The organism is Ovoidimarina sediminis, assembly GCF_032586175.1.
Lineage (GTDB): Bacteria > Pseudomonadota > Alphaproteobacteria > Rhodobacterales > Rhodobacteraceae > Ovoidimarina > Ovoidimarina sediminis.
The window spans coordinates 1-24054 of sequence record NZ_JAWHTE010000018.1 but is presented as its reverse complement, the minus strand read 5'-3'; the positions used below and the strand labels follow the sequence as shown (position 1 = coordinate 24054).

General features: G+C 63.7%; 31 protein-coding genes. 14 read left to right on the top strand and 17 right to left on the bottom strand.

From position 1 onward, the window contains the following. Window positions 1–606 precede the first annotated feature (606 nt). Window positions 607–1596 carry a phosphoadenosine phosphosulfate reductase gene (locus RXV90_RS18255; protein WP_316650379.1) on the top strand — a complete coding sequence of 330 codons (990 nt, stop codon included), beginning with the start codon at window positions 607–609 and terminating at the stop codon, window positions 1594–1596. A 16-nt stretch (window positions 1597–1612) separates the two neighbouring features. On the opposite strand, the gene ureG is transcribed toward RXV90_RS18255, so the two are convergent. The 12 genes from ureG to RXV90_RS18195 all read right to left on the bottom strand — a co-directional run bounded on the left by ureG (window position 1613) and on the right by RXV90_RS18195 (window position 8792). Beyond that, window positions 1613–2224 (bottom strand): urease accessory protein UreG, encoded by a 612-nt coding sequence (gene ureG / locus RXV90_RS18250; RefSeq protein WP_316650378.1) that lies wholly within the window; start codon window positions 2222–2224, stop codon window positions 1613–1615. Continuing rightward, a complete protein-coding gene (locus RXV90_RS18245) occupies window positions 2221–2868 on the bottom strand; it encodes an urease accessory protein UreF (protein ID WP_316650377.1) in 648 nt (215 codons plus the stop codon). Before RXV90_RS18245 ends, ureG begins: the two co-directional genes overlap by 4 nt. Then, a complete protein-coding gene (locus tag RXV90_RS18240) occupies window positions 2868–3326 on the bottom strand; it encodes an urease accessory protein UreE (protein ID WP_316650376.1) in 459 nt (152 codons plus the stop codon). The genes RXV90_RS18245 and RXV90_RS18240 overlap by 1 nt, the downstream gene beginning before the upstream one ends. 125 nt (window positions 3327–3451) lie before the next feature. Further along, window positions 3452–3760 carry a hypothetical protein gene (locus RXV90_RS18235; RefSeq protein WP_316650375.1) on the bottom strand — a complete coding sequence of 103 codons (309 nt, stop codon included), beginning with the start codon at window positions 3758–3760 and terminating at the stop codon, window positions 3452–3454. Window positions 3761–3827: 67 nt separating this feature from the next. Then, window positions 3828–3986, bottom strand: coding sequence for a hypothetical protein (locus RXV90_RS18230; protein ID WP_316650374.1), 159 nt, complete (start codon window positions 3984–3986; stop codon window positions 3828–3830). 134 nt (window positions 3987–4120) lie between these two features. Beyond that, the gene (locus RXV90_RS18225) at window positions 4121–4675 is read right to left on the bottom strand and encodes an MOSC domain-containing protein (RefSeq protein WP_316650373.1); all 555 of its coding nucleotides are present in this window, start codon (window positions 4673–4675) and stop codon (window positions 4121–4123) included. A gap of 57 nt (window positions 4676–4732) precedes the next feature. Next, window positions 4733–6442, bottom strand: coding sequence for an urease subunit alpha (gene ureC / locus RXV90_RS18220; RefSeq protein ID WP_316650372.1), 1710 nt, complete (start codon window positions 6440–6442; stop codon window positions 4733–4735). A gap of 58 nt (window positions 6443–6500) precedes the next feature. Beyond that, complete coding sequence (locus RXV90_RS18215; RefSeq protein ID WP_316650370.1) at window positions 6501–7034, bottom strand: hypothetical protein; 534 nt, start codon at window positions 7032–7034, stop codon at window positions 6501–6503. Between the two features lie 32 nt (window positions 7035–7066). Continuing rightward, entirely contained in the window at window positions 7067–7375 is a 309-nt protein-coding gene (locus RXV90_RS18210; protein ID WP_316650369.1) for an urease subunit beta, read from the bottom strand. Further along, entirely contained in the window at window positions 7372–7665 is a 294-nt protein-coding gene (locus RXV90_RS18205; protein ID WP_316650368.1) for a hypothetical protein, read from the bottom strand. Before RXV90_RS18205 ends, RXV90_RS18210 begins: the two co-directional genes overlap by 4 nt. A gap of 14 nt (window positions 7666–7679) precedes the next feature. Continuing rightward, window positions 7680–7982, bottom strand: a complete 303-nt coding sequence (locus tag RXV90_RS18200; RefSeq protein ID WP_316650367.1) for an urease subunit gamma — start codon at window positions 7980–7982, stop codon at window positions 7680–7682. Window positions 7983–7991: 9 nt separating this feature from the next. Continuing rightward, on the bottom strand, window positions 7992–8792 hold the full coding sequence (locus RXV90_RS18195; RefSeq protein ID WP_316650366.1) for an urease accessory protein UreD: 801 nt from the start codon (window positions 8790–8792) through the stop codon (window positions 7992–7994). 193 nt (window positions 8793–8985) lie between these two features. On the opposite strand from RXV90_RS18195, the gene pyrC reads away from it, so the two are divergent. The 10 genes from pyrC to RXV90_RS18145 all read left to right on the top strand — a co-directional run bounded on the left by pyrC (window position 8986) and on the right by RXV90_RS18145 (window position 18389). Beyond that, window positions 8986–10026, top strand: a complete 1041-nt coding sequence (gene pyrC / locus RXV90_RS18190; RefSeq protein WP_316650365.1) for a dihydroorotase — start codon at window positions 8986–8988, stop codon at window positions 10024–10026. Between the two features lie 70 nt (window positions 10027–10096). Next, window positions 10097–10786: an orotate phosphoribosyltransferase gene (locus tag RXV90_RS18185; RefSeq protein WP_316650363.1), complete on the top strand. Its 690-nt coding sequence runs from the start codon at window positions 10097–10099 to the stop codon at window positions 10784–10786. A gap of 190 nt (window positions 10787–10976) precedes the next feature. Further along, complete coding sequence (locus tag RXV90_RS18180; RefSeq protein WP_316650362.1) at window positions 10977–12464, top strand: replicative DNA helicase; 1488 nt, start codon at window positions 10977–10979, stop codon at window positions 12462–12464. A gap of 105 nt (window positions 12465–12569) precedes the next feature. Beyond that, window positions 12570–13364, top strand: coding sequence for a DUF1194 domain-containing protein (locus tag RXV90_RS18175; protein ID WP_316650361.1), 795 nt, complete (start codon window positions 12570–12572; stop codon window positions 13362–13364). A gap of 43 nt (window positions 13365–13407) precedes the next feature. Beyond that, entirely contained in the window at window positions 13408–14451 is a 1044-nt protein-coding gene (gene alr, locus RXV90_RS18170) for an alanine racemase (RefSeq protein WP_316650360.1), read from the top strand. Beyond that, window positions 14448–15221, top strand: coding sequence for an MlaE family ABC transporter permease (locus tag RXV90_RS18165; protein ID WP_316650359.1), 774 nt, complete (start codon window positions 14448–14450; stop codon window positions 15219–15221). Before alr ends, RXV90_RS18165 begins: the two co-directional genes overlap by 4 nt. Next, window positions 15218–15964 carry an ABC transporter ATP-binding protein gene (locus tag RXV90_RS18160; RefSeq protein ID WP_316650357.1) on the top strand — a complete coding sequence of 249 codons (747 nt, stop codon included), beginning with the start codon at window positions 15218–15220 and terminating at the stop codon, window positions 15962–15964. Before RXV90_RS18165 ends, RXV90_RS18160 begins: the two co-directional genes overlap by 4 nt. Before the next feature lie 101 nt (window positions 15965–16065). Continuing rightward, window positions 16066–16530: a hypothetical protein gene (locus tag RXV90_RS18155; protein ID WP_316650356.1), complete on the top strand. Its 465-nt coding sequence runs from the start codon at window positions 16066–16068 to the stop codon at window positions 16528–16530. Next, on the top strand, window positions 16434–17801 hold the full coding sequence (radA, locus tag RXV90_RS18150) for a DNA repair protein RadA (RefSeq protein ID WP_316650355.1): 1368 nt from the start codon (window positions 16434–16436) through the stop codon (window positions 17799–17801). Before RXV90_RS18155 ends, radA begins: the two co-directional genes overlap by 97 nt. 21 nt (window positions 17802–17822) lie before the next feature. Continuing rightward, window positions 17823–18389: a CvpA family protein gene (locus RXV90_RS18145; RefSeq protein WP_316650354.1), complete on the top strand. Its 567-nt coding sequence runs from the start codon at window positions 17823–17825 to the stop codon at window positions 18387–18389. 56 nt (window positions 18390–18445) lie between these two features. Here RXV90_RS18145 and RXV90_RS18140 read toward each other — a convergent pair whose 3' ends face one another. The 5 genes from RXV90_RS18140 to RXV90_RS18120 all read right to left on the bottom strand — a co-directional run bounded on the left by RXV90_RS18140 (window position 18446) and on the right by RXV90_RS18120 (window position 21821). After that, window positions 18446–18601, bottom strand: coding sequence for a DUF1127 domain-containing protein (locus tag RXV90_RS18140; RefSeq protein ID WP_316650353.1), 156 nt, complete (start codon window positions 18599–18601; stop codon window positions 18446–18448). Window positions 18602–18770: 169 nt separating this feature from the next. Next, window positions 18771–19466 (bottom strand): M48 family metalloprotease, encoded by a 696-nt coding sequence (locus RXV90_RS18135; RefSeq protein ID WP_316650523.1) that lies wholly within the window; start codon window positions 19464–19466, stop codon window positions 18771–18773. Window positions 19467–19590: 124 nt separating this feature from the next. Next, window positions 19591–20778, bottom strand: coding sequence for a vWA domain-containing protein (locus RXV90_RS18130; RefSeq protein WP_316650351.1), 1188 nt, complete (start codon window positions 20776–20778; stop codon window positions 19591–19593). Between the two features lie 57 nt (window positions 20779–20835). Then, on the bottom strand, window positions 20836–21333 hold the full coding sequence (locus RXV90_RS18125; RefSeq protein ID WP_316650349.1) for a peroxiredoxin: 498 nt from the start codon (window positions 21331–21333) through the stop codon (window positions 20836–20838). Beyond that, window positions 21330–21821 (bottom strand): peroxiredoxin, encoded by a 492-nt coding sequence (locus tag RXV90_RS18120; RefSeq protein ID WP_316650348.1) that lies wholly within the window; start codon window positions 21819–21821, stop codon window positions 21330–21332. Before RXV90_RS18120 ends, RXV90_RS18125 begins: the two co-directional genes overlap by 4 nt. Before the next feature lie 87 nt (window positions 21822–21908). Here RXV90_RS18120 and RXV90_RS18115 point away from each other — a divergent pair, with 87 nt between their 5' ends. From RXV90_RS18115 to RXV90_RS18105, 3 genes are read left to right on the top strand one after another with little or no spacing between them, the layout of a single operon-like run. Then, complete coding sequence (locus RXV90_RS18115) at window positions 21909–23123, top strand: NAD(P)/FAD-dependent oxidoreductase (RefSeq protein WP_316650346.1); 1215 nt, start codon at window positions 21909–21911, stop codon at window positions 23121–23123. Continuing rightward, window positions 23120–23680: a 16S rRNA (guanine(966)-N(2))-methyltransferase RsmD gene (rsmD, locus tag RXV90_RS18110; protein WP_316650345.1), complete on the top strand. Its 561-nt coding sequence runs from the start codon at window positions 23120–23122 to the stop codon at window positions 23678–23680. The genes RXV90_RS18115 and rsmD overlap by 4 nt, the downstream gene beginning before the upstream one ends. A 32-nt stretch (window positions 23681–23712) precedes the next feature. Then, a complete protein-coding gene (locus RXV90_RS18105; RefSeq protein WP_316650344.1) occupies window positions 23713–23898 on the top strand; it encodes a hypothetical protein in 186 nt (61 codons plus the stop codon). Window positions 23899–24054: the final 156 nt, after the last annotated feature.

Below are 24054 nucleotides of genomic sequence, written 5' to 3'. Positions count from 1 at the left end.
GTGGGACCGCCGGCGGTGCTTCGGCAGTTTCGGACTCAGCTGCACCCGTGTCTGCCTGCGCTTCAGCCGTCGGCTCGGCACCGGATGCCTCTGACGCCTGTTCAGCGCTTGCAAGCACATCGCCTTCGTCGCTCAGACAGGGATATTCGGCAGCCTCACCGGCTTCACAGGCCGGGAGCCGGCGTGCCTGCAGCATGTTGACCCTCTCGCCGTCAAGAAGGCAGGGCACCCCCCCGCCCGGGCCGCACTCCGGCAGTCCGGACTGGGCGGAAACGCCTCCGGACAGCCCCAGCAAGAGCCCGCTCGCGACGGTCGTGGATAGCAAGAATCTTACGTGTGGCACCAGTCATCTCCTTCGTTGACGGCCAAGACTTGCACAGGAAACTCTGGCGCGGCAGCCGTGGTTCCAACACCGGCTTTTCTTAAGCAAACCCCCGCCGACCGTCGCGCTTCCGCCGCAATCCGGTGCCGTTTTCGAAACGGAAGGTCGACACCGTGCGGGTTGGTTCTATTTCATAAACAGTCTTGACCATCCATTCAGGTTCATTTGCCATGGGTTCGGGGCGCCCGCTAGTTTGGCGGTCGTAAGGGTTGGGGTGAGTAACGATGTCAGAGCTTGTCACTCTGTCGGAACAGCTGACCGATGAGGAATGGCTCTCCGAGATAGAAGAGATCGGCAAGGACCGCGGGTATTTCGAGCGCGTGGGCGATCGTCATGCCGCGCTGTTCCTCGATGAGTCGCTTGACGTTCTTCTTGTCAGTTTCGACACGATCGCGTCGGCCCGTGCCGGAAGCGCATCGGGTATTCCGCACGGCATGCTTCAGGCGGAAATCAACGGCTGGTCCCATCTTTCCCTGATCGCGCAGACCCCAACCTGGTTTCGCGATCCGGCCGTCTTCGCCTATTTCGACCGCCTGGTGGACGACGCGTTCTTCGAAGACTTCGAAACCGTGATCTTCTATGGCGCAGGTATGTCCGGCTATGCGGCTTCTGCCTTTTCCGTCGCTGCACCGGGCGCAATCGTTCTTGCCGTGTCGCCCCAGGCCACCCTCGACCCGTCCATCGCATCCTGGGATGATCGCTTTGCCACCGAACGGCGGCGCGATTTCACCTCGCGCTACGGCTTCGCACCCGACATGCTCGAAGCCGCGCAGGCGGCTTACATCATATACGATCCCTTCGATGAGCTTGACGCGATGCATGCCGCCTTGTTCCGCGGGCAGCAAATCCACAAGATCCGCCTGCGCCACGGGGGCGGCAATCTTGGGCGCACGGTTCAGGAGATGAGCATTCTTGGCCAGATCTTCCGGGCCGCCGCCGCAGGAAGCCTGAGCGAGCGCACGCTGTTCCGCGCGCTGCGCAAGCGGCACGATTACCTGCCCTACCTACGGAACGTTCTGAACCGGCTGCATGTGGAAGAGCGCCATTACCTGATCGCGCTGCTTTGCCGTTCCGTACTTGACCGGAAGAATGCGCCACGCTTCCGCCATCACCTGGAACTGAGCGAGCATCGCCTGAGCGAAGAAGGCCGAAAGCTTCCGCCACGCCACCGGAAAGGGCGGGCAGCGGACAGGTTCCCGGAACTGCGGGAATAGCGGCCCGCGTCCGGGTCTAAAGCCCCCCGGCCTCTTTCAAGAAATCCACGATTTCCGGCACACCCACACCCTGGCGCAGGGATGCCATAACGTAGGGCCGCCCCTGCCGTGCCGCCGCCGTGTCGCTTTCCAGAAGCGTGCGGTCGACGCCCACATGGGGCGCGAGATCTGTCTTGTTGACGACCAGCAGATCGGATTTCGCGAGCCCGGGGCCGCGCTTGCGCGGAATGTCCTGTCCGGCGGCCGTATCGATGACGTAGATCGTGAGATCCGCCAGTTCGGGGCTGAAGGTCGCCGCCAGATTGTCGCCGCCCGATTCGATGAAAATCACGTCGAGATCGGGGATACTTTCGCGGAAGGCCGCAACCGCGGCGAGGTTGATCGAGGCATCCTCGCGGATCGCAGTATGCGGACAGCCGCCGGTTTCGACACCGCTGATGCGGTTTTCGGGCAGGATCTGCGCCCGCATGAGGAATTCCGCGTCTTCGCGGGTGTAGATGTCATTGGTAATGACGGCGACCGAATAGTCGTCTTTCATCGCGGCGCAGAGCGCTGCGGTGAGCGTCGTCTTGCCGGCGCCCACGGGGCCACCGATGCCCACGCGGAGAGGGCCGTTCGCGCTTGTCATGAGCGGTAGATCCTGACGTCGAGCGTTTCGTGTTCCATGGCGGCGAGGTCGGCCCCAAAGGCCGAGGCGGTGATCTTGTCGAGGGGGGGGGCCGCAGCGCGCGTGGCGGTGGCGAGGATCAGAGGGCGCAGCGCTTGCAGAACGCCCTGCCCGACCGTCTGGCCGAGCGGGATAAAGCGAACCGCCACGGAGACGAGGTTGCCGGCGAAAGCCTGAAGGTAGAGGGCCGCCACAAGCTCGGCCGGAAGGCCCAGACCGGCGGCAGCGCGACCGACGGCAAGCGGCATGGCAAGGGGCGGATCGGTGCGGCCCGTCAGCGCGTTCACGGTTTCGGTGAAGGCACGGCCCTGGGCCAGGGTTTCGTCATGCCGTTCACGGCTTGCGCTCAGTGACAAGGCGAGGTCGTTCAGAGCCTCGTGGTTGGCCCCGTCCCGGAGCGCATGGCAGAGAAGCACCGCATCGGTGCGGCCCGAGCCGTCGGAGACGACCGTACCGATCCACCGCCTTGCATCCTCGGCGGTGCTGACATGCCCCCGGGACACAGCGGCCTCCAACCCATGTGAATAGGCGTAGCCGCTGACGGGAAAGGCCGGTGACAGCCATTGCGTCAAGGTCAGCAGCGCGGTGTCTTCGTCGATCGGCATCAGGCGTGCGAATGGCCGTGATCGTGGGAGTGCCCGAAGGTGCGCCCGTGACCGTAGGCGCCGCCTTCCGGCGAAAAGGGGCCTGTGACGGCCGTGACGCGGGCGCCGAGCTGTTCCAGCATCTGCCGCAAGACGTGATCCTCGCGAATGTAGAGCGCGTCGGCCTCGATGCGGCAGGGGGTGTGGCGGTTTCCGATGTGCCAGGCCAGGCGCGCCAGATCGCCTTCGACCCTGAGGAGCGGCTCTGCGGCCGGTTCGATGCGGATCCGGCGGCCATCGTCGAGTTGGAACGCTTCGCCGCTGCCGACCGAAACCACCTCAGGCAGGTCGACGAGAAAACCGAGCCCCCCCACGCTTTGAAGCCGCTTCCTGCGGATCAGCCGTGCCTCGTAATCGAGCGCAACGTAATCGCCGCCCGCATCGGCAGGCACGATCCCCGTGGCGCGTGGAAGGGTCATCTGGGCACTCCGCCTCGTCTTATCCGGAGAGAGAGTGTCGGCTTCAGAAAGGAAGGGCAAGAGCATCACCGCGTCGGACACCACACTGCAGCGGCGGTGCCCGGAAATTCAGCAGGCTGATAACCTCAGCCGAGACAACGGTAGCCCGCGGCGCGGACGAAGAAGTCGTCGGAGCCCGGCCCGCCCGCTTCGAGAACCGCTGTGTCGGCACCTGTCGCGCGGATTTCTTCAAGCGTCTCGTTTCGCGCCAGTTCCAGCGCCTTTTCCCGCACAAGTTCTCCTGAAACACCCGTGGTCGTGGTGATGGTCGAGACCGGTGTGCATTCCACGACCTCGGCCTGGGTTACGACGCGCACACCCGAGGTGTCCACGAGCGGGGAGGCAGGCTCACAGGCTGCGAGCCCCAGGATTGCGAGTGGCAGGATGCGCTTCATGGACCTCTCCCGGTTGCGGTTCGCCGCCAGAAAGCACGGACTGGCGGGAAGGCGCAAGCGGGCAGTCTCAGCGGGCGCCGAGACCGGCGATGTATTGCTTCCGGAGCGCGTCGCGGGTGAGCCCGCGGGCGGCCAGTTCGTCGTCGGTCAGCGAAAAGAGATGCGCCATGCGCTTGGCCTCGGCGATATCGCCGAACAGGTGAGAAATGCCATTGAGGAGGTTCATCGACCCGGTCCTTGCTTTGTGTCGTTGCCTGGGTATGTGCCCGCGCAGGTTGCGCATAACAACGGACAGATCGGCAAAGCCGGGTTGCGCCCCGCGCAAGACCTTCAGGTTTCTTTGCAGAGCGAACCGGCGGATCAGAGGCGGCGGACGGTATCGCCCACCGCGATCTCTCCATCTCTCGTGACGCGCGCATATATGCCGCGCAGACGGTGTGCCTTGCCTTCACCGGTGTTCACGAAGACGCAGGCATCCCTGCCATAGCGTTCAATGAAGCTTTCGCAGCCGTTATGCGGGACCGGCGTCACAATGAACTCGGCACTGCCGATCGAAAAACGCGTGCCGGGAGGCATCGAGGCGGGCGTCAGATCCATCTCCAGAAACAGATTGTCACCGGCGGGCGGCCAGTTCTCGGGCGCACCGGCGATCGCCTCGATCACCCGGCTCATCATCATGCAGATCTGAACTTCGGGGTGAGGCGTGCCATCGTCCGCCGTCATCCAGCAGCCGCGGGACCAGTGATCGCCCTCCACCCCGAATTCGGCGGTGACGCGCACGCGCTGAGGCAGCGTCCGCTCGCCATGATCCGGGCGCGAAATGATCATGTCGACGCGACCCTCTTCCTTCGGAGCGTCGAGGATATGGGGCATTGCTTCCTTGAGTTCCGCCATCGTCCGATGCGGCCGGGTCATCTGATCCATGGGTCAATCCTCTTTCGGCGGCGGGACAACATCCTGCGTCAACAAACGTTAGAACAGGAAATAGCGCTGCGCCATGGGAAGAACCTCTGCCGGTTCGCAGGTCAGGAGTTCGCCATTCGCGCGCACCTCGTAGGTTTCGGGATCAACCTCCACCTCCGGCGTCGCGTCGTTCAGCACCATGTCGCGCTTTCCGATGCCGCGCGTGTTTTCCACCGCCAGCACGGCCTTCGAGAGACCAAGACGGTCGTCGATGGCATCGTCCATAGCCGCCGCCGACACGAAAGTGACGGCAGAGCGTTCGACCGCCCGCCCGTAGGCCCCGAACATGGGTCGCGAATAAACCGGTTGCGGCGTTGGGATCGAGGCGTTCGGATCCCCCATCTGCGCGCAGGCGATCGACCCGCCGATCAGCACCATCTCGGGCTTCACGCCGAAGAACGCCGGATTCCAGAGGACGAGATCGGCGCGCTTGCCTTCTTCCACCGAGCCGATTTCCTTCGACAGCCCGTGCGCAATGGCAGGGTTGATCGTGTATTTCGCGATGTAGCGGCGGACGCGCAGGTTGTCGGCCGGGCCGGTTTCCTCGGCCAGTTGCCCGCGCTGGCGCTTCATCTTGTCGGCGGTCTGCCAGGTGCGGATGATCACCTCGCCCACACGGCCCATGGCCTGGCTGTCCGACGCGATGATCGAAAACGCGCCCATGTCATGAAGGATATCTTCCGCAGCGATGGTTTCCTTCCGGATCCGGCTTTCGGCGAAGGCGACATCTTCGGGGATCGCCTTGTCGAGGTGATGGCACACCATAAGCATGTCGAGATGCTCTTCGAGCGTATTGACCGTATAGGGCCGCGTCGGGTTCGTGGAAGACGGCAGGACGTGGTCGAGCCCACAGACCTTGATGATGTCAGGCGCATGGCCACCACCCGCGCCTTCTGTGTGGAAGGCATGGATCGTGCGGCCTGCCATGGCCTTGATCGTGTTCTCGACGAATCCGCTTTCGTTCAGGGTATCGGTGTGGATCATCACCTGCACATCCATCGCATCGGCGACGGAGAGGCAGCAGTCGATGGCACCGGGCGTCGTGCCCCAGTCTTCATGGAGCTTCAGCGCGCAGGCGCCAGCCTTGATCTGTTCTTCGAGGGCAGCGGGTTGCGAGGCGTTGCCCTTCCCCGCGAAGGCCAGATTCATCGGAAAGGCATCGGCCGCCTGAAGCATCCGCCCGATATGCCAGGGCCCGGGGGTACAGGTTGTTGCCAGCGTGCCATGTGCGGGCCCGGTTCCGCCGCCGAGCATGGTGGTGAGCCCGGAATGGAGCGCATCCTCGATCTGCTGGGGGCAGATGAAATGGATATGCGCATCGAATCCGCCAGCAGTGAGGATCCTGCCCTCACCCGCGATCGCCTCTGTCCCCGGCCCAACGATGATATCGACGCCGGGCTGGGTGTCGGGATTGCCCGCCTTGCCGATCTTCGCGATCCGCCCGCCCCTCAGGCCGACGTCGGCCTTGTAAATGCCGGTGTGGTCGATGATCAGCGCGTTCGTGATGACGGTGTCCACCGCGCCGTCTGCGCGGGTGGTCTGGGCCTGCCCCATCCCGTCGCGGATCACCTTGCCGCCACCGAACTTCACCTCTTCCCCGTAGATCGTCAGATCACGCTCGACCTCGACGAAAAGCTCAGTGTCGGCGAGGCGCACCATGTCGCCGGTCGTGGGGCCGTACATGTCGGCATAGGCGGCGCGGGAAAGACTGGAGGGCATTTGTCACCTCAGGGCTGGCAGGATGCGTAGAGCGGTGATTGTTCGCGGTGGTTTGCGATCACCCGTCGCCGGCAGTCTTTGCGGGCGGCAGATCGGGTGCGAGCGAGACCGGCTTCTTGCGGGCAGGTGCAGGCGCCGCAGGCTTCGGCGCGGGCGATACCTGAACGAGCGTGGGTTTCGAGGGTGCGGGTGTCGCTGATGCGGGTTTGGATGCCACCTTCTTCGGGGCTGCTTTTTTCCTGGGAGCCGCCTTCTTGGCCGCGGGCTTCTTCGTGACAGGTTTGGCCTTGATCTTGGCGGGCGGTTTTGGGGCCGGCTTCGGCGCTTCCACAACCGCATTCGCGACCGGTGTAGCGGCCTGCCGCGCTGTTGTGCTTCGGGCGGCGGCGCGGCGCGCGGAGGCTTTCCGCTCTGCCGAGCGTCGCGACGGCGCCGCGGCCGGCGTGCCCGCGAGAAGCCCCTCGGGCAGAAACGGGTTCATGGCACAGGCCAGGGCATAGCTCTGGCGCGCGAAATCAATCTGGAAGAGGGCGAGATCGGTGTAGAACTGCACCGGATTTCTGAAAGCGTCCATCGGGTCGGGAAAGTTCACGGGAGCATTCCTTTCGTGGGGAGAATCGTTGGTCAGTCGAGGGGGCCCATAACGGTCTGATTGAACCCCTGGACGATCCGGGAACCGCCATAGGCAATAAGCCGCACCTCGCGGGATTGTCCGGGTTCGAAGCGGACCGCCGTACCGGCAGGGATGTCGAGCCGGTGGCCACGCGCGGCCGCCCGATCGAAGGAGAGCGCGGCGTTTGTTTCGGCAAAGTGATAATGGCTGCCGACCTGAACGGGCCGGTCGCCGGTGTTCGCGACCTCGAGAGTGATCTGCGGCCGGTCCGCATTGAGCGTGATGTCACCCGGCTTGGTGATGACTTCTCCGGGGATCACAGCTCGTCTCCGTAGTCGGGCGCCTGGCGCTTCTGGATACGATCGATGATCCGGGGCCCGAAGACGCCAAGAGCAGCGCCGACCGCCAGCGCGAAAGCCGAACCGTTGCCGAAGACAGAGGCCAGGATAGCTGCGCCGATCAGGCAGATCGCGAAGCTGAAAACACGGAGTTCGAGTTCGCTCATCGGCGCATCGGAAAGGAGCACGCCTTCGAGGAGTTTCTTTACATGAGGTTCGGCGTAGGGCGCTGCCGCACCGGCGGCGATCCCGAGAATGACGGTTGCAAGCATCTGGATTCTCCCAGCTAGCGGATCGGGTGGTGGACGGTCACGAGCTTCGTTCCGTCCGGAAAGGTCGCTTCCACCTGTACATCATGAATCATCTCGGCGATTCCCTCCATGCACTGATCCTTGCGGACGACATGGGCGCCCGCCTCCATCAGATCGGCGACGGAGCGGCCGTCGCGCGCGCCTTCCACGACGAAATCGGTGATCAGCGCAATCGCTTCGGGGTGGTTGAGTTTTACCCCGCGCGCCAGCCGGTTGCGTGCGACCATGGCCGCGACGCTGACCAGAAGCTTGTCCTTTTCCCGAGGTGTCAGGTTCATGTCCCGTCCCTATCCTTGCCAAACCCGGGGAAGCGGTGCGCCCCGGAGGTATTCAAGTACATTGCGCAAGACACGCCGCAAAGCCGCCGGTTCCGTTGAGACGGCGCGCAGGATGAGCTTTCCGTCCCATCCGCTTGCTGCGACGCGCAGGCCGTCCGGCGCCCCGTCGATGCACGCCCTGAGCGCGCTCAGCCTGTCTTCGGCCGCGGGCGCGATGAAGGCCACTGTCGCGAACGCCCGCGCGCCCTCGAGCCCGGCCGATGCGCTTGGCTCTGACAGCTGGGATGTCCCGATCTCGAGCGGCTCGGTCCAGACCGGGCGCCCCGAGCGAAAGACGCGCCGCATATCGGTGAAAGACAGGTTCGTCACCGTCTCGCCCATGGCTTCCCGACCAAGCACGACCATTTCCGACAGCAGGCAAGCGGCCCCCGCATCGAGATGAATCTCGGTCCGCCGGGCGAGCCCTGCACCTTCGAAAAGAATCGTCTCCTGCGGAAGCCAGTCAACGCGCCCGCCCGCGCCCACGCGCAGGTCAACATCGACATCTGCCTCGCCCGCACCGGCGCGGTAGGCGCGTTCGGCCGTCTGTGTGGTGCCCGTGATCCACGCGCCCTTTCCCACGGACAGGCCATACCTCAGCCGGTCACCGCCCGTCAGACCGCCGGCTGTGTTGAGAAACACGATCTCGGGTGTGGCCGCGTGCGTTCGCGGCAGGAAGGCCTTGGCGGAACCGGCTTGCGCCAGGCGCTCAAGCCCGCCCGTGCCGATTGAAACCGCAGCGCGGCCGCGCATACGCTGCATTGCTGTCATCTGGGTGTCGAGCATAGAAGGCGGCGCGGTGTTCCGTGACTGCGGGTGCTCCCACCCTAGTCACGCCAAGGGGAGGTGCAATGGCACCCGGCGTCATTTCGCCTGCGCTCGCCGCCTTCGCGGGCGTGTGCCCAAAAAACATGCAAACCTCGCCTCTGGTGTCTGACGAGGGTATCGGATACGCCCCGGCCCCATGACCGATCGTCTTACAATCCGCCGCCCCGACGACTGGCACCTGCATCTGCGCGACGGTGAGATGCTGAAGGCCGTCCTTCCCGAGACCACACGCCACTTCGCACGCGCGATCATCATGCCGAACCTCGTTCCACCGGTGGTCACGGCCGCTGATGCCGCCGATTACCGCGACCGGATCATGTGGGCGAAGCCGAAGAATTCTGATTTCAAGCCGCTGATGACGCTGTACCTGACGGAGGACACGGAGGTGCGCGACGTGCGCGCGGCGGCAGAGATCGGCCTGATCCACGCGCTGAAACTGTACCCTGCAGGTGCCACGACGAACTCCCAGTCCGGCGTTCGCGACTTCAAGAAGGTCACCCGTGTTCTGGAGACGATGGCGCAGATCGGTTTGCCGTTGTGCGTGCACGGCGAGGTTACCAACCCGGAAGTTGACATCTTCGACCGCGAGGCGGCGTTCATCGAACGCGTGCTTGACCCGATCCGGCGCGAGATTCCGGAGCTTCGGGTGGTGATGGAGCACATTACGACGAAGGACGGGGTGGATTACGTGGCCGGGGGCGGCGACACGATCGCAGGCACGATCACCGTCCACCACCTCGTGATCAACCGAAACCACATTCTCGCAGGCGGGATCCGGCCCCATTACTATTGCCTGCCGGTCGCGAAGCGCGAGGAGCATCGCATCGCCCTCAGGGCCGCCGCGACTTCGGGTGATCCGACCTTCTTCCTCGGCACAGACTCCGCCCCCCATACCGATGCGGCGAAGCTTCAACCCTGCGGGTGCGCCGGGTGTTTCACAGCACCCAATGGGCTTTCGATCCTCGCTCAGGTCTTCGAGGAGGATGGCGCGCTGGACCGGCTGGAAGGGTTTGTCTCGGAGTATGGGCCGCGCTTCTATCGCCTGCCGCTGAACGACGGCACGGTGACGCTCGAAAAGGGCCCGCCGGTCGAGTACCCCGCCCAGATCGAGACGGGCGACGGCCCGGTGACCGTTTTCGACCCCGGCATGCCGCTTTACTGGAGGGTCGTCGACTGAGGGCAGCGCCACTGGAAGACGCAGCGCCACTGGAAGACACTGCCCCGAGGACCACGCAAAGGAACGAGAGATGATCCCCACGAGCTTCCCCCCGCAAGACGAAATCGCCCGGCTGACCGCGTCGATGCTTCTGGAGGTCGAGGCGATCCATTTCAATGCAGAGGAGCCGTTTACGCTTTCGAGCGGCCTGCCCTCGCCCACCTATATCGATTGCCGCAAGCTGATCAGCTTCCCGCGCGTGCGGACGACGCTGATGGATTTCCTGGCGGTGACAGTCATGCGGGAAGCCGGGTTCGAAGCCTTCACGAACGTGGCCGGCGGCGAAACGGCAGGCATCCCCTTCGGCGCACTGATGGCGGAACGCCTGGCGCTTCCCATGACCTACGTTCGGAAGAAACCGAAAGGCTATGGGCGGAACGCACGGATCGAAGGGGTGATGGGCGAAGGCGACCGGGTTCTGCTTGTCGAGGACCTCGCCACCGACGGGGGATCGAAGCTTTCCTTCGTCGAGGCGATTCGGGAAACGGGGGCAAGCTGCGGCCACACGGCCGTGATCTTCTTCTACGGGATCTTCCCCGGGGCGGAGGAGAAACTGGCTTCGGAAGGCGTCAGACTCCACCGTCTGTGCACCTGGAAGGATGTTGTGGAAGTGGCCCGCGCGGAAGGAAAATTCGACGCTGCGACCCTGTCGGAAGTGAAGGCCTTTTTGGCCGCACCACGGGCCTGGCAGGAGGCGCGAGGCGCGAAGATCGCCGATTGAGCAGTGGCTCATTCGTAACAATTTTTTAAACAGCATTCCCACAGTATCATGTGTGTCACTGCGTGATTTCCACGTGATATTGTGTTATAGAGGTGGTCCACAGGCTATCCACAGGGATTTCCAGATTGCCAATTGCCTGGCCTTCGGGCTACGCCGCTAGGCCTAACGAGAAAAGAAGGCGGGAGCGGGTATGAACCAGGTTGCGCGTGTAGGTGACGTGCCTGCCGAAGAGGCGGCGACGGTCCCTCATAATGTCGAAGCCGAGCAGCAGCTTCTTGGCGCGATCCTTACCAATAACGAGCTTTACGACCGGGTCGCCTCGATCATTTCCGAGGCGCATTTCTATGAACCGGTGCATGCCCGGATCTGGGAGGTTGCGGCGGCTCGGATCTCGAAGAATGCACTGGCCTCACCCGTCACGCTTAAAGCGTTCCTTGAGGACGACGAGGGGTTGAAGGAACTTGGCGGCGCGGCCTATCTCGCGCGGCTTGCAGGTGCCGCGATCTCATCTTTCGCCGCCCGCGACTACGCGCAGATGATCCACGATCTGGCGATCCGGCGGAGCCTGATGGACATCGGCCGGTCGATGACCGATTCAGCCCAGCAGGTCGATGTGGCCCGCGAACCGAAGGACCTGATCGTCGAGGCGGAACAGGCGCTGTACCAGCTTGGCGAAGCCGGCCAGGCCAGCCAGGGATTTCAGAGCTTTCTCAAGGCTGTGACGGATGCGGTGAATGTGGCGAACGCCGCTTATCAGCGCGATGGCGGCATGGCGGGGATTCCCACCGACCTGATCGACCTCGACAAGAAACTGGGCGGGCTTCACAAGTCCGACCTTCTGATACTCGCCGCCCGTCCATCTATGGGCAAGACCTCTCTTGCCGTGAATATCGCGTTCAATATCGCGAAAGCCTACAAACGAGGGCAGAAGCCTGATGGCAGTACCGGCGCAGTCGAAGGTGGCTGCGTCGGTTTCTTTTCCCTCGAAATGAGTGCCGAACAGCTGGCCGCGCGGATCCTGTCGGAGGCTTCGGAAGTGCCGTCGGAACAGATCCGGCGGGGCGACATGACCGAAGCGGAGTTCCGGCGCTTCGTCGAGGCCGCGAAGACGCTCGAGGCTTGCCCGCTTTACATCGACGACACGCCAGCCCTGCCGATCAGCCAGCTTGCCGCCCGCGCGCGGCGACTGAAGCGCGAGCATGGGCTTGACGTTCTTTTCGTCGACTACCTGCAGCTTGTGCGGCCCGCGAGCGCGAAGGACAGCCGGGTGAATGAGGTTTCGGAAATCACGCAAGGTCTGAAGGCCATCGCGAAGGAACTCGATATTCCGGTCATCGCGCTCTCGCAGCTTTCACGACAGGTCGAGTCGCGCGAGGACAAGCGCCCGCAGCTGTCGGACCTGAGGGAATCGGGATCGATCGAACAGGACGCGGATGTGGTGATGTTCATCTTCCGCGAGGAATACTACAAGGAACGCGAGAAGCCCGGCGATCACGAGCTGGAGAAGATGGCGCAGTGGCAGGAGGAGATGGAACGCCTCCATGGCCGCGCCGAAGTAATCATAGGCAAGCAGCGCCACGGGCCGATCGGCACCGTTGAGCTGAGCTTCGAGGGCCGGTTCACCCGTTTCGGCAACCTCGTCAAGCCGTGGCAACAGGGCGGCGACAGCGACTTCTGAGCGAAAGGGAATTGCCTGGCCTTGCGGCCAGGTCATGCCTTTTGCGCAGTCTGCCCAAGATGAAGTGAATAGACAGAGGCCTCGGGCCCGCGTCATGATCGGATCATGCGGATCCTCGTTTTGTGCTGCCTTCTTCTCCTTACCGCCCCGCTCCGGGCCGAGGAGGTCGACGTGGAACTTTTCCTTGCGGTCGACGTGTCGCGCTCGATGTCGCCTGCGGAACTCGAGATCCAGCGAAGGGGATATGCCGAGGCGCTTCGGTCAGACGAGGTGATCGCGGCGATCGAAGGCGGGCTGATCGGGCAGATCGCACTCACCTATGTCGAATGGGCCGGATCGACCTCGCAGCGGGAGGTCGTGCCATGGACGCTGATCCGCAACCGCGCCGAAGCCGAGGCCTTCGCCCGCCGGATTGAAACCCATTTTGATCCGGGGCTGAGGCGCACCTCGATCTCGGGGGCGTTACGATATGCCGCCGAAGGGCTTCGGAACAATGAATTCATAGGGTTGCGGCAGGTTATAGATGTTTCGGGTGACGGGCCGAACAATTCGGGCGCGCCGGTTCTGGCCGCCCGCCGTGTGGTGCTTGAACGCGGCATAACGATCAACGGCCTGCCGCTCATGACCCGTGACGGGCTTGGCGTGCGCTGGCACCTGGAGGACCTGGATCTTTACTATGCATCCTGCGTGATCGGCGGGCCGGGCGCCTTCTCGATTCCTGTTCGCGACTGGTCGGAATTCGCGGGCGCCGTGCGCAAGAAACTCGTCTGGGAGATCGCCGGAGAACGCCAGCCACGGCTCTGGCACGCCCAGCATATAGGGGCCGGCCCGGACGGCTATGACTGCATGATCGGTGAAAAGATCTGGGAGCGGAACCGCCGCTTCTGGGAGGGCCCCTGAGCGGAGGCCTTGACGCCACGCCCGGGCCTGTCAGAAGAGGCCCATGGGCACGGGCAGGCTGACAATCGATCTCGACGCGATCACCGCGAACTGGTGGACGCTTGACGCGCGCGCCGGCGGCCGGGCGGGCGCAGTGGTGAAGGCGGATGCCTATGGCCTTGGCGCAGAGAAAGTTGCGCCGGTTCTCAGGCGTGCAGGTGCCGATGCTTTCTTCGTCGCGGTCGCCGAAGAGGGCGGCGCGCTTCGGCGGGCGCTTGGGCCGGGGCCTGAAATCTATGTCTTCGCGGGCCACATGGCAGGCGATCACGACATGATCCGTGATCTCGATCTGATCCCGATGCTGAATTCGGGCGCGCAGGTCAAACGGCATGTCTCGGGCATGGCCGACCGCCCCTTCGCGGTGCAACTTGATACCGGTATGAACAGGCTGGGCATGGAGCCCGCGGAATGGGCGGCGCTTCGGGACGACCTTCTGGCGCGAAACCCGCGCCTCATCGCAAGCCACCTTGCCTGCGCCGACGAGCCGGATCACCCGATGAATGCCCGCCAGCTCGACGCCTTCCGCGGGATGACCGAGGGGGTGGAGGCGCCCTTGTCGCTGGCCGCGACCGGCGGGACGCTTCTGGGCGAGGCATTTCATTTCCACCGCACCCGGCCGGGCGTGGGCCTTTATGGCGGCGAACCCTTCGCGGCGGCGGAGCCAGTCGTCACGCTCGATCTGCCCGTCATACAGGTGCGCGAGGTCGCAGCGGGCGAAACGGTGGGCTACGGCAACACCTGGGCCGCCACGCGGCCCGTGCGGATCGCGACACTTGCGGCGGGTTACGCGGATGGGTTGATCCGCGCCATGGGCGGGCGCGCACGCCTCTGGCACGACGGACGGCCCTGCCCGCTTGCCGGGCGCGTTTCGATGGATCTTCTGACCGTGGACATTACGGGGCTGGACGAAACGCCCGACACGTTGCAGCTTCTGTCGCGCGAACAGACGGTCGATCACCTGGCCCATGCGGCTGGTACGATCGGCTATGAGATCCTTACCTCGCTCGGGTCGCGCTACGAGCGGCGGTATGTGGGAGGCGCGCCATGAACCCGCTCGCCGCAATCGGCCGAGGCACGCATTCGATGCTGGCCACCATCGGCAGGATCGCGATCTATGCCGGGACGGCGGTGAGCCATGTGGTGCGGCCGCCATTCTATCCGAAGGAATTCGTGCAGCAGCTGTTTCTGATCGGTTGGCTGTCGCTTCCGGTCGTTGGACTGACGGCACTCTTTACCGGCGGCGCGCTGGCACTTCAGATCTATGCCGGCGGCGCGCGGTTCAATGCCGAAACCGTCGTGCCCTCAATCGTTGCGATCGGGATCGTGCGGGAGTTGGGCCCCGTCCTTGGCGGGCTGATGGTTGCCGGCCGCGTGGCGGCCTCGATCGCGGCCGAGATCGGCACGATGAAGGTGACCGAACAGATCGATGCGCTGACGACGCTTTCGACCCATCCGATGAAATACCTCACTGTCCCGCGAATTCTTGCGGCGGTCGTGACGCTTCCGATCCTGGTCGCGATCGGAGATATCATTGGAATTATGGGGGGATACCTCGTCGGCACGCTGCGGCTCGACTTCAATGCCGGGGCGTATATGACGAACACCCTGAACTTCCTTGAAACAGGCGACGTCGTGTCTGGCCTGGTGAAGGCGGCGGTGTTCGGGTTCATCGTCGCCACGATGGGGTGCTATCACGGGATGAGTTCAGGCCGGGGCGCACAAGGCGTGGGCCGCGCCACGACGCAGGCCGTCGTTTCCGCTTCCATTCTGATACTCGCCTCGAACTACCTTCTGACGGAGGTGTTTTTCTCCGCATGATCGAGATGAAGGGCGTGACAAAGGCGTTCGGGCCGAAGGAGGTGCTGCGCGGCATTGATCTGACCGTAGGCACGGGCGAAAGCATGGTGATCATCGGCGGATCCGGCACGGGGAAGTCGGTGACGATCAAATGCATCCTGGGGCTCATCCATCCCGATGGCGGGAAGATCCTGCTTGACGGGAAGGATGTGGAGAAAGAGCCGCGCGACGCCTTTCTTGCCCGGTTCGGCATGCTGTTTCAGGGAGGTGCGCTGTTTGACTCCCTGACCGTCTGGCAGAATGTGGCCTTCCGTCTTCTGCGCGGATCGCTCAAGCGGCCGCGGGCGGAAGCGCGTGACATCGCAATCGAGAAGCTGCGGCGCGTGGGGCTGACGCCGGATGTGGCCGATCTTTACCCCGCCGAACTGTCGGGCGGGATGCAGAAGCGCGTGGGCCTCGCCCGTGCGATCGCCGCCGAGCCCGAGGTAATCTTCTTCGATGAGCCGACCACCGGCCTGGACCCGATCATGTCCGGCGTGATCAACGATCTGATCCGGGAGATCGTCGTCGAAATGGGGGCAACCGCGATGACGATCACCCACGACATGACGAGTGTGCGTGCGATCGCCGACAAGGTGGCGATGCTTCACGCCGGGAAGATCCGGTGGACGGGACCCGTGGGCGAGATGGATGCCTGCGGCGACCCTTACGTCGAGCAGTTCATCAATGGCCGGGCCGAGGGGCCGATCGAAGCCGTACGCTGACAGCGACCTCGAAAATCCCCGTCACCGAGGCCGTCTTAAGCCCCTGTTAACCATGTCCTCTCATTCTATGCCGCGGGGCGGTGACGAGAAAATGAGACGATATGGCCATACTGTTCGCCCTCAATGTCGAGAAATTCCTGATCTACATCGTGCCGCTTGCCGTGCTTTGGGTTTCCGTCCGGCGCTCCGTCATGTCGCGAAGTTTCAACCGCCTTCTCTACGTCACGGTCGCCCTCTACACCTGCGCCGCGATCTCGGCCGTCGACAGGCTCGATGACGGCAGCATGGAGATGTTTTTGGCGACCCGAGTTCTTTCCTACGGCTCGCTTTGGTACTGGCTTGTCGCCTGTACACTTGCCCGCACCACCGGCTCCAGCACGGCCTATTTCGCGGACTGGCCAACGATATGGCAGCGCCCGCCCTTGTACGGTCTTGCGCCGGTCGAAGCGCGCGGGATAGACGACACGTCATGGGAAAATCTCCATCATTCGCATGCACGGCTTGCGGCGCGGTCCACTCAAAGTGGTCGGGACGCTGCGATGCCTGCGGAACCTGGAACAGCATAACCGAGGAAACGCCGCTTTCGGCGGGGCCTGACGGCAAGGCGGCCGTGGGCGCGCGGCGTGGTCGGACCGTCAAGCTTTCTGCCCTCTCGGCGGAAGAGGCCCCGCCCCCGCGCACCGAAAGCGGGATCGCAGAGCTTGATCGCGTGCTGGGCGGAGGCCTTGTTCCCGCATCAGCCACGCTGGTGGGCGGCGATCCCGGGATCGGAAAGTCGACACTTCTTCTGCAGGCCGCGGCGAAGTTCGCCGAGCAGGGCTTGAAGGTCTTGTATATTTCCGGCGAAGAGGCGACGGCGCAGATCCGCCTTCGCGCGGCCCGCCTTGAACTTGAGGATGCGCCAGTGCAGCTGGGTGCCGAAACGAGCCTGCGCGATATCCTCACGACGCTCGACGCCGAGGCCCCGGATCTCGCAATCATCGATTCAATCCAGACCATGTGGCTCGACAGCGTCGAGGCGGCCCCCGGCTCCGTCAGCCAGGTGCGGGCGGCGGCCCATGAGCTGGTTGCACACGCCAAGCGCAAGGGCGTTTCCGTCATCCTCGTGGGCCATGTTACGAAGGAAGGCCAGATCGCCGGGCCCCGTGTCGTCGAACACATGGTAGACACCGTGCTTTATTTCGAGGGTGAGCGCGGGCACCAGTTCAGGATCCTGCGATCGGTAAAGAACCGCTTCGGCCCGGCTGACGAGATCGGCGTCTTCGAAATGACGGGCACAGGGCTTGGCGAAGTCTCCAACCCTTCCGCCCTTTTCCTCGGCGGTCGCGAGAGCGAGGCGCCGGGATCGGTCGTCTTTGCCGGGATCGAGGGCACGCGGCCACTTCTTTGCGAGATCCAGGCCCTTGTCGCTCCCACGCCGCACAGCCAACCCCGACGTTCCACCGTGGGCTGGGACGGTGGGCGGCTTGCGATGATCCTTGCCGTTCTCGAGTCGCGCTGCGGCATCCCGTTTACCGGTCTCGACGTCTATCTGAACGTCGCCGGCGGCCTGAGAATCAGCGAACCGGGCGCCGATCTTGCTGTGGCGGCGGCGCTACTTTCGGCGCGCGAGGACACCGCCCTGCCCCCGGAGACTGTTGTTTTCGGGGAAATAAGTCTATCAGGGGCTCTGCGTCCCGTGACGCAGACCGAGAGCAGGCTGAAGGAGGCGCAGAAGCTCGGCTTCGCGCATGCCATTCTGCCGGAACGAAGCAAAACGGGGTCGGCGACAGGGCTCAGGGTGCAAGAGATACCCGACCTGCCGGCGCTCGTAGGGGGCATATTCGGCGCGGGCTAATCCCGCGAACGGAGCGAGCACATGGATGGGTTCACCATTGTCGACGGCGTTGTACTGGCCGTCATCCTGATTTCGGCGATCCTCGCCTATTCCCGAGGCTTCGTGCGCGAGGTTCTGGCAATCCTGGGTTGGGTTGCGGCTGCCGTTGCGGCGTTCTTCCTCACTCCCATGGCGGAGCCGCTTGTAAAGGAAATCCCCGTCATCAACGAGGTCCTGGCCGACAGCTGCGAATTGTCGATCATCTCGGCATTCGTAGTCGTTTTCGTCCTCGGCCTTATCGTTCTGGCGATTTTCATTCCGCTGTTTTCGGGCGCCGTGCAACGATCGCGCGTCAGCGGAATAGACCAGGCTTTCGGGTTTCTTTTCGGGGTGTTGCGCGGCGTTCTTCTGGTTGTCGTAGCGCTGATCATTTACGACCGGGTGCTGATCGGCGATCCGATTGCAGCGGTCGACGACAGCCGCACCGTCATGGTCTTCGGCGAGTTGCAGGATACGGTTGCCGATAACATTCCCGAAGAAGCCCCGGGCTGGATCGTCGCCCGCTATGAAGAACTTGTGGGCGACTGCGGCGCACCGACCGGACAGTAAGGTCGGGCCTCTTTCCGTGCCGCCCGGCGCCCGGGCGGCATCACATCATACCATGATCAGAAGACGATCCGGCTGAGGAACATCGCGTCTGCGGCCTGTTCCGGTGTCAGGCCGATATCATCGAGTTCCTGACGCGGCATCTCCTGGATGGCCTGCATGGCCCTCCGGGCTTCGGCACGATGGCGCATGCGGGCGAAAATGGGTGTGGTCACTGAACGGGGGATCGATGTCATTTTTTTAATCTCCTTGTCGTGGGCGCGATCCGCCCCGGTTTGTATGCTTCCAATATGACTGAGTCGCCGTCCGCCATCTGCGAACTGTTTCACGGTCGCGAACAAAACCTGCAAAAAATGTGAATCGAAGCTTCGGGATAGCCGAAAGTTACTCTGCGCTGACCACAGACCATTTCTTTTCAAGGGCTTCGATGGCCTGCACCCGCTCTTCCGTCTTGGGGTGGCTCATCAACCATGCGGGTGCCGTGCCGGATCGTGACTGTGTGAGCGCCTCGAGTTTCCCAAAAAGCGACTTCTGCGGCCCGGTCCCGATTCCCGCTTTCGTCAGCAGCGCCGCCGCATAGGCATCCGCCTCGTACTCGTCCCCGCGGCTCAATCTTGCGGCGAGGAGCATCGTCAGAAAGCTTGCGATCCATGGGCCGATGAACGGGATGAACCGAGACAGGATCAGCGCGAGCGCGGTTCGAAGCGCGTTCTGGCCTGAAAAGTCGATCATCCGCTTTCGCGCATGCCCCAGCGCCACATGCCCGAGCTCGTGAGCGATGACGCTTGCCATCTCTTCGGCCGTGACCTCGCCATTGGCGTATTTGCGGTAGAAACCACGCGTAATGAAAATCCGCCCATCGGGCGCAGCCAGGCCGTTTACCGGGTCGATCTCATAGATGTGTACTTTGACCCTTGGCAGATCGAGCGCCGCAGCAAGATCCTGGCAGATCCGCCTCAGCCTAGGGTCGGCCAGTTCGGTGGAGCGTGCATCAAGCTCCCGAGACGTGCGCCATACCGAGAAACGGTACATCGCAAGCCCGTAGGCCACCGCAAGAAGAATCGGCAGGAACTTGATCATGGGCTGGATATGGGGCCCCGGCAGGGCCAAGGCAATCGTCACTGCCCCTTCCGTCTGGACAAAATCCCCCGCAGGTTTCCAACGAAGCGATGGGTCATCCACCTTTTTTGGCCGCGAACGGCTGCTACCGCCCGAGAAAGCGCATGCCGCGGTCGAGCCCATCGAGTGTCATCGGCACCATGGCATCGGACCCGAAGATCTGTTGCACCATCCCGATCGATTGGGTGTAATCCCAGTATTGCTCCGGCACCGGGTTGATCCAGAGGTGATGGGGCCAGTGATCCCGAACACGCTGCAGCCAGACCGCCCCGGCCTCGCGGTTCCAGTGTTCGTTCGCCCCGCCGGGCATGGCGATCTCGTAGGGGCTCATCGAGGCGTCGCCCACAAAGATGCACTTCCAGTCGGGGCCATAGGTGTTCAGTACATCGAACGTCGCTGTCTGTTCGCTCCAGCGCCGCCGGTTGTCCCGCCACAGGCCTTCGTAGAGGCAGTTGTGGAAATAGAAATGCTCAAGATGCCGGAATTCGGCGCGTGCGGCGGAAAAAAGCTCTTCCACCAGCTTCACATGCGGGTCCATCGATCCGCCCACATCAAGGAAAAGCAGGACCTTCACAGCATTCCGACGCTCGGGTCTGGTCTGAACGTTGAGGTAGCCGTGTTCCGCCGTCGCGCGGATCGTGCCGTCGAGATCAAGCTCCTCCTCCGCCCCGTCACGCGCCCAGCGCCGGAGCCGCTTCATCGCGACCTTGATGTTGCGGGTACCGAGTTCGACCTGATCGTCGAAATTTCGGAACTCTCGCCGATCCCAGACTTTCACGGCGCGCCGGTGGCGACTTTCATTCTGCCCGATCCGCACCCCCTCGGGGTTATAGCCATATGCCCCGAAGGGAGAGGTGCCGCCCGTTCCGATCCACTTCGAACCGCCCTGGTGCCGGCCCTTCTGTTCTTCGAGTCGCTGGCGCAACGTCTCCATCAGCTTGTCGAATCCGCCCAGCGCCTCGATCTCGGCTTTCTCTTCCTCGCTCAAATGTTTTTCGGTCAGCCTACGAAGCCACTCCTCGGGAAGCTCCATCGCCTCGATTACGTCTTCCGCGCTGATCGCTTCGAGCCCCTCGAAGGCAGCCGCGAAAGCACGATCAAACCGATCGAACACGCGTTCGTCCTTCGCCATCGCCGCGCGGGCGAGGTAATAGAAACCGTCGATGTCATAAGTCACGATATCCCGCGTCAGAGCTTCGAGAAAACTAAGGTACTCGCGCAGCGAGACGGGAACGCGGTGAGCGCGAAGCTGATCGAAAAACGGCAGAAACATGCTGCGTGGAGAGTGCCAGAGCCCCGCGGCGATGGAAACCCGCCGCAGGGACCCGCGTCAGAGCGCGGATTTCACGTCTTCAAGCATTGCCTCGCCGGTGGACACGGCACAGACGCCAAGCTCGTCCAGGTGCATCACCTTCACGACGCCATCGACGAGAAGCATGGCATAGCGGCGCGAACGGTCGTGAAACCCGACATCGGCGTTTGACCAGGCGAGGCCCATGGCCCGCGCGAGGCTGCCATCGCCGTCGGCCAGCATCGCGATACCGGCATCCTCCGCCCCGCTCTGTTCACCCCAAAGCTTCATCACATGCACATCGTTCACGCTGAGGCAGATGATCTCGTCCACGCCAGCGCCCCTGAGGTCATCCGCCACGCGGATGAACCCGGGCAGATGCGCGCCGTCGCATGTCGGCGTGAAGGCGCCCGGCAACCCGAAGAGCACAACCGTACGGCCCGCGCATCGTTCGGTGATGTCCTGCGCGTGAACCCCACCCTCGCCGTCTTTCCAGCGAAGCGTTCCCGACGGCACTCTATCCCCAACCGCGATCATATCGCCATCGCCTCGAGAAGGCTCTCACCGGTGGAGAGGTTGCAGGTGTTGGGCTCGTCGACATTGGCGACCGTCACAATTCCGTCGTCGAGCACGAGGGCGTAGCGATTCGATCTATCGTAGAAACCAAGCACCGGAACGCTGAATTCCATGCCAAGCGCCTTTGTGAGCGAAGCATCGGCATCAGCAAGAAACGTCAGCCCTGCCGCCGTCGCGCCGGTCGCCTCGCCCCATGCCTTCATCACGAAGGCGTCGTTGACGCTGACGCAGATGATTTCGTCTATACCTTTTTCGCGAAACGCCTCCGCGGTACGCATGAAACTTGGGACATGTGATGTCGAGCAGGTTCCCGAAAACGCCCCGGGCAACCCGAAGAGAACGACTTTCCGCCCCGCCACATAGTCGCGGGTATCGATCGCCTCCGGCCCGTCATCGCCAAGCCGCACCAGCGTCGCCGCGGGCAAGGGTGTCCCCACCTCGATTGTCATGATTTCGCCTCCCAAGCGATTGCGTTTCCGTTCCCCCGGCATATAGGGTCCGGCCTCGGAACAGACCACCGGAAAAGGAAGGGCGGCATGGGCGGGATAGTCGTCGTGGGCGGCGGACAGGCCGGCGCCTCGCTGGTCGCGAAATTGCGGGCGCTTGGGTTTGACGGCGCGGTGACGCTTGTTTGCGACGAACCGGTGCCGCCTTATCAGCGACCGCCCCTGTCGAAGAAATACTTGCTGGGAGAGATGGAGGTCGAACGCCTCTACCTGCGCCCCGAAAGCTATTATGCCGAGGAAGGCATCACGCTTCTGACGGGCGATCCGGCGACCGGCATCGACCGGGACGCGAAGACCGTGACGCTCGCCTCAGGCGCCGTGCTGTCCTACGATCAGCTTGCGCTGACCACGGGGTCCCGCCCACGGGCTCTTCCGGCCACGATCGGGGGCGTCCTGCCCGGCGTCCATGTCGTTCGCACGCTTGCCGATATCGACACTATGGCCCCGGCCGTCCGCGAAGGGGCACAAGCCCTGATCGTCGGAGGCGGCTATATCGGGCTGGAAGCGGCCGCGGTGGCGCGCCAGCGGGGCATGGATGTCACACTTGTCGAGATGGCGCCCCGTATCCTGCAACGCGTGGCGGCGGAAGCGACATCGGATTACTTTCGGGCGCTGCACACGGCCCAGGGCGTGCGGATCATCGAAGGTATGGGGCTTGAGCGACTTACGGGGGAAGACCGTGTCACAGGTGCGATCCTGTCGGACGGAACGAAGCTTCCCGCGGATCTGGTGATCGTCGGAATCGGCATCCTGCCCGACACACGGCTGGCCGAGACCGCCGGGCTGACCCTTGAGAATGGCATCGCGGTCGATACCGAAGGCCGGACATCCGACCCGGCCATCTGGGCCGCCGGCGATTGCGCGTCCTTCCCCTGGCGCGGCGTACAGATGCGGCTTGAAAGCGTCCAGAACGCCATCGACCAGGCGGAATGCGTGGCCGAAAACATGCTGGGCGCGGGCAAGGGATACGATCCGCATCCCTGGTTCTGGTCGGATCAGTATGACGTGAAACTCCAGATCGCCGGGCTTGGCGCAGGCCATGACCACGTGGCGGTACGCCCGGGCGACCGGGACGGTGCGGTGAGTCACTGGTACTATGCAGGGGGGAAGCTTCTTGCGGTCGACGCGATGAATGACCCGCGCGCCTATATGGTGGGCAAGCGGCTGATCGAGGCCGGAAAGAGCCCCGATCCGGCGAAAATCGGCGATCCAGCCACCGATCTGAAGGCACTTCTCAACCCGTGAGGATCGTTGGCGGAGAATGGCGCGGGCTTGCACTTGCCGGCCTGGGCAAGGGAGATCCCGCGGCACATCTCCGGCCAACATCCGATCGGGTGCGCGAGAGCCTGTTCTCGACGCTGGAGCATGGCGGGTTCGGCGACCCGGTACCGGGTGCGCGCGTCCTCGATCTCTTCGCTGGAACCGGTGCGCTTGGTCTCGAAGCCCTGAGCCGCGGGGCGGAACATGCCGATTTTGTGGAAAGCGGCCGGCCGGCCCAAAGGCTGATTGCCGAAAACATCGCGCGCACCCGGGCCGGAGATCGTGCCAGCCTTGTCCGCCATGATGCGACCCGGCTCTTCGCGGCACCTGCCGGTCCGGCGACACTCGTCTTCCTCGATCCGCCCTATGGCAGGGGGCTCGGATCACGGGCACTGACCTCCACGCTTGAGGCGGGGTGGATCGGCAGGGATGCACTGATCGTCTGGGAGGAAGAGGCGGAAATGCCTGCGCCCCCTGGTTTCGTCACGGCGGATCACCGCCAATACGGTGGCACGCACATCACTTTTCTCCGCCGCGCGTAGCAGGCGCCGAAAATCCGCGCTAGGATTCACCCATGGCCGAGAGCACGCTTGTCCCGGGCTTCTGGGACGACGCCGACACAATGCGCGATCACGCAGAGAACCCGCGCCGACACCCGCCGCTTCTGATGGGCGATATCGTCGCGCATCGTTGTGGCGTGCCGGAACTCCTCATTCAGTGGCGCCGGGCGCAAGGCGAGGAGGATCCCATTCCAAGGTGAGATCGTGGCAAGCTGCCCTTCATTTTGGTGAAAATACTCCGGGGTGCGGGGCGGAGCCCCGCATCGGTCGGGGCGACCCCCAGGGTGGCGACCAAAACCACAAAAAGTTGGGGTGCAAATTGCGGCCGGCGCAAGCGTAAAAAAATAGACCCCAAA

Excerpts from the sequence above, each read along its gene's own strand:
- RXV90_RS18255 (WP_316650379.1), top strand. The coding sequence starts at position 607 with ATGTCAGAGCTTGTCACTCTGTCGGAACAGCTGACCGATGAGGAATGG.
- ureG (WP_316650378.1), bottom strand. The coding sequence starts at position 2,224 with ATGACAAGCGCGAACGGCCCTCTCCGCGTGGGCATCGGTGGCCCCGTG.
- RXV90_RS18245 (WP_316650377.1), bottom strand. The coding sequence starts at position 2,868 with ATGCCGATCGACGAAGACACCGCGCTGCTGACCTTGACGCAATGGCTG.
- RXV90_RS18240 (WP_316650376.1), bottom strand. The coding sequence starts at position 3,326 with ATGACCCTTCCACGCGCCACGGGGATCGTGCCTGCCGATGCGGGCGGC.
- RXV90_RS18235 (WP_316650375.1), bottom strand. The coding sequence starts at position 3,760 with ATGAAGCGCATCCTGCCACTCGCAATCCTGGGGCTCGCAGCCTGTGAG.
- RXV90_RS18230 (WP_316650374.1), bottom strand. The coding sequence starts at position 3,986 with ATGAACCTCCTCAATGGCATTTCTCACCTGTTCGGCGATATCGCCGAG.
- RXV90_RS18225 (WP_316650373.1), bottom strand. The coding sequence starts at position 4,675 with ATGACCCGGCCGCATCGGACGATGGCGGAACTCAAGGAAGCAATGCCC.
- ureC (WP_316650372.1), bottom strand. The coding sequence starts at position 6,442 with ATGCCCTCCAGTCTTTCCCGCGCCGCCTATGCCGACATGTACGGCCCC.
- RXV90_RS18205 (WP_316650368.1), bottom strand. The coding sequence starts at position 7,665 with ATGCTTGCAACCGTCATTCTCGGGATCGCCGCCGGTGCGGCAGCGCCC.
- RXV90_RS18200 (WP_316650367.1), bottom strand. The coding sequence starts at position 7,982 with ATGAACCTGACACCTCGGGAAAAGGACAAGCTTCTGGTCAGCGTCGCG.
- RXV90_RS18195 (WP_316650366.1), bottom strand. The coding sequence starts at position 8,792 with ATGACAGCAATGCAGCGTATGCGCGGCCGCGCTGCGGTTTCAATCGGC.
- pyrC (WP_316650365.1), top strand. The coding sequence starts at position 8,986 with ATGACCGATCGTCTTACAATCCGCCGCCCCGACGACTGGCACCTGCAT.
- RXV90_RS18185 (WP_316650363.1), top strand. The coding sequence starts at position 10,097 with ATGATCCCCACGAGCTTCCCCCCGCAAGACGAAATCGCCCGGCTGACC.
- RXV90_RS18180 (WP_316650362.1), top strand. The coding sequence starts at position 10,977 with ATGAACCAGGTTGCGCGTGTAGGTGACGTGCCTGCCGAAGAGGCGGCG.
- RXV90_RS18175 (WP_316650361.1), top strand. The coding sequence starts at position 12,570 with ATGCGGATCCTCGTTTTGTGCTGCCTTCTTCTCCTTACCGCCCCGCTC.
- alr (WP_316650360.1), top strand. The coding sequence starts at position 13,408 with ATGGGCACGGGCAGGCTGACAATCGATCTCGACGCGATCACCGCGAAC.
- RXV90_RS18165 (WP_316650359.1), top strand. The coding sequence starts at position 14,448 with ATGAACCCGCTCGCCGCAATCGGCCGAGGCACGCATTCGATGCTGGCC.
- RXV90_RS18160 (WP_316650357.1), top strand. The coding sequence starts at position 15,218 with ATGATCGAGATGAAGGGCGTGACAAAGGCGTTCGGGCCGAAGGAGGTG.
- RXV90_RS18155 (WP_316650356.1), top strand. The coding sequence starts at position 16,066 with ATGGCCATACTGTTCGCCCTCAATGTCGAGAAATTCCTGATCTACATC.
- radA (WP_316650355.1), top strand. The coding sequence starts at position 16,434 with ATGGGAAAATCTCCATCATTCGCATGCACGGCTTGCGGCGCGGTCCAC.
- RXV90_RS18145 (WP_316650354.1), top strand. The coding sequence starts at position 17,823 with ATGGATGGGTTCACCATTGTCGACGGCGTTGTACTGGCCGTCATCCTG.
- RXV90_RS18135 (WP_316650523.1), bottom strand. The coding sequence starts at position 19,466 with ATGATCAAGTTCCTGCCGATTCTTCTTGCGGTGGCCTACGGGCTTGCG.
- RXV90_RS18130 (WP_316650351.1), bottom strand. The coding sequence starts at position 20,778 with ATGTTTCTGCCGTTTTTCGATCAGCTTCGCGCTCACCGCGTTCCCGTC.
- RXV90_RS18125 (WP_316650349.1), bottom strand. The coding sequence starts at position 21,333 with ATGATCGCGGTTGGGGATAGAGTGCCGTCGGGAACGCTTCGCTGGAAA.
- RXV90_RS18120 (WP_316650348.1), bottom strand. The coding sequence starts at position 21,821 with ATGACAATCGAGGTGGGGACACCCTTGCCCGCGGCGACGCTGGTGCGG.
- RXV90_RS18115 (WP_316650346.1), top strand. The coding sequence starts at position 21,909 with ATGGGCGGGATAGTCGTCGTGGGCGGCGGACAGGCCGGCGCCTCGCTG.
- RXV90_RS18105 (WP_316650344.1), top strand. The coding sequence starts at position 23,713 with ATGGCCGAGAGCACGCTTGTCCCGGGCTTCTGGGACGACGCCGACACA.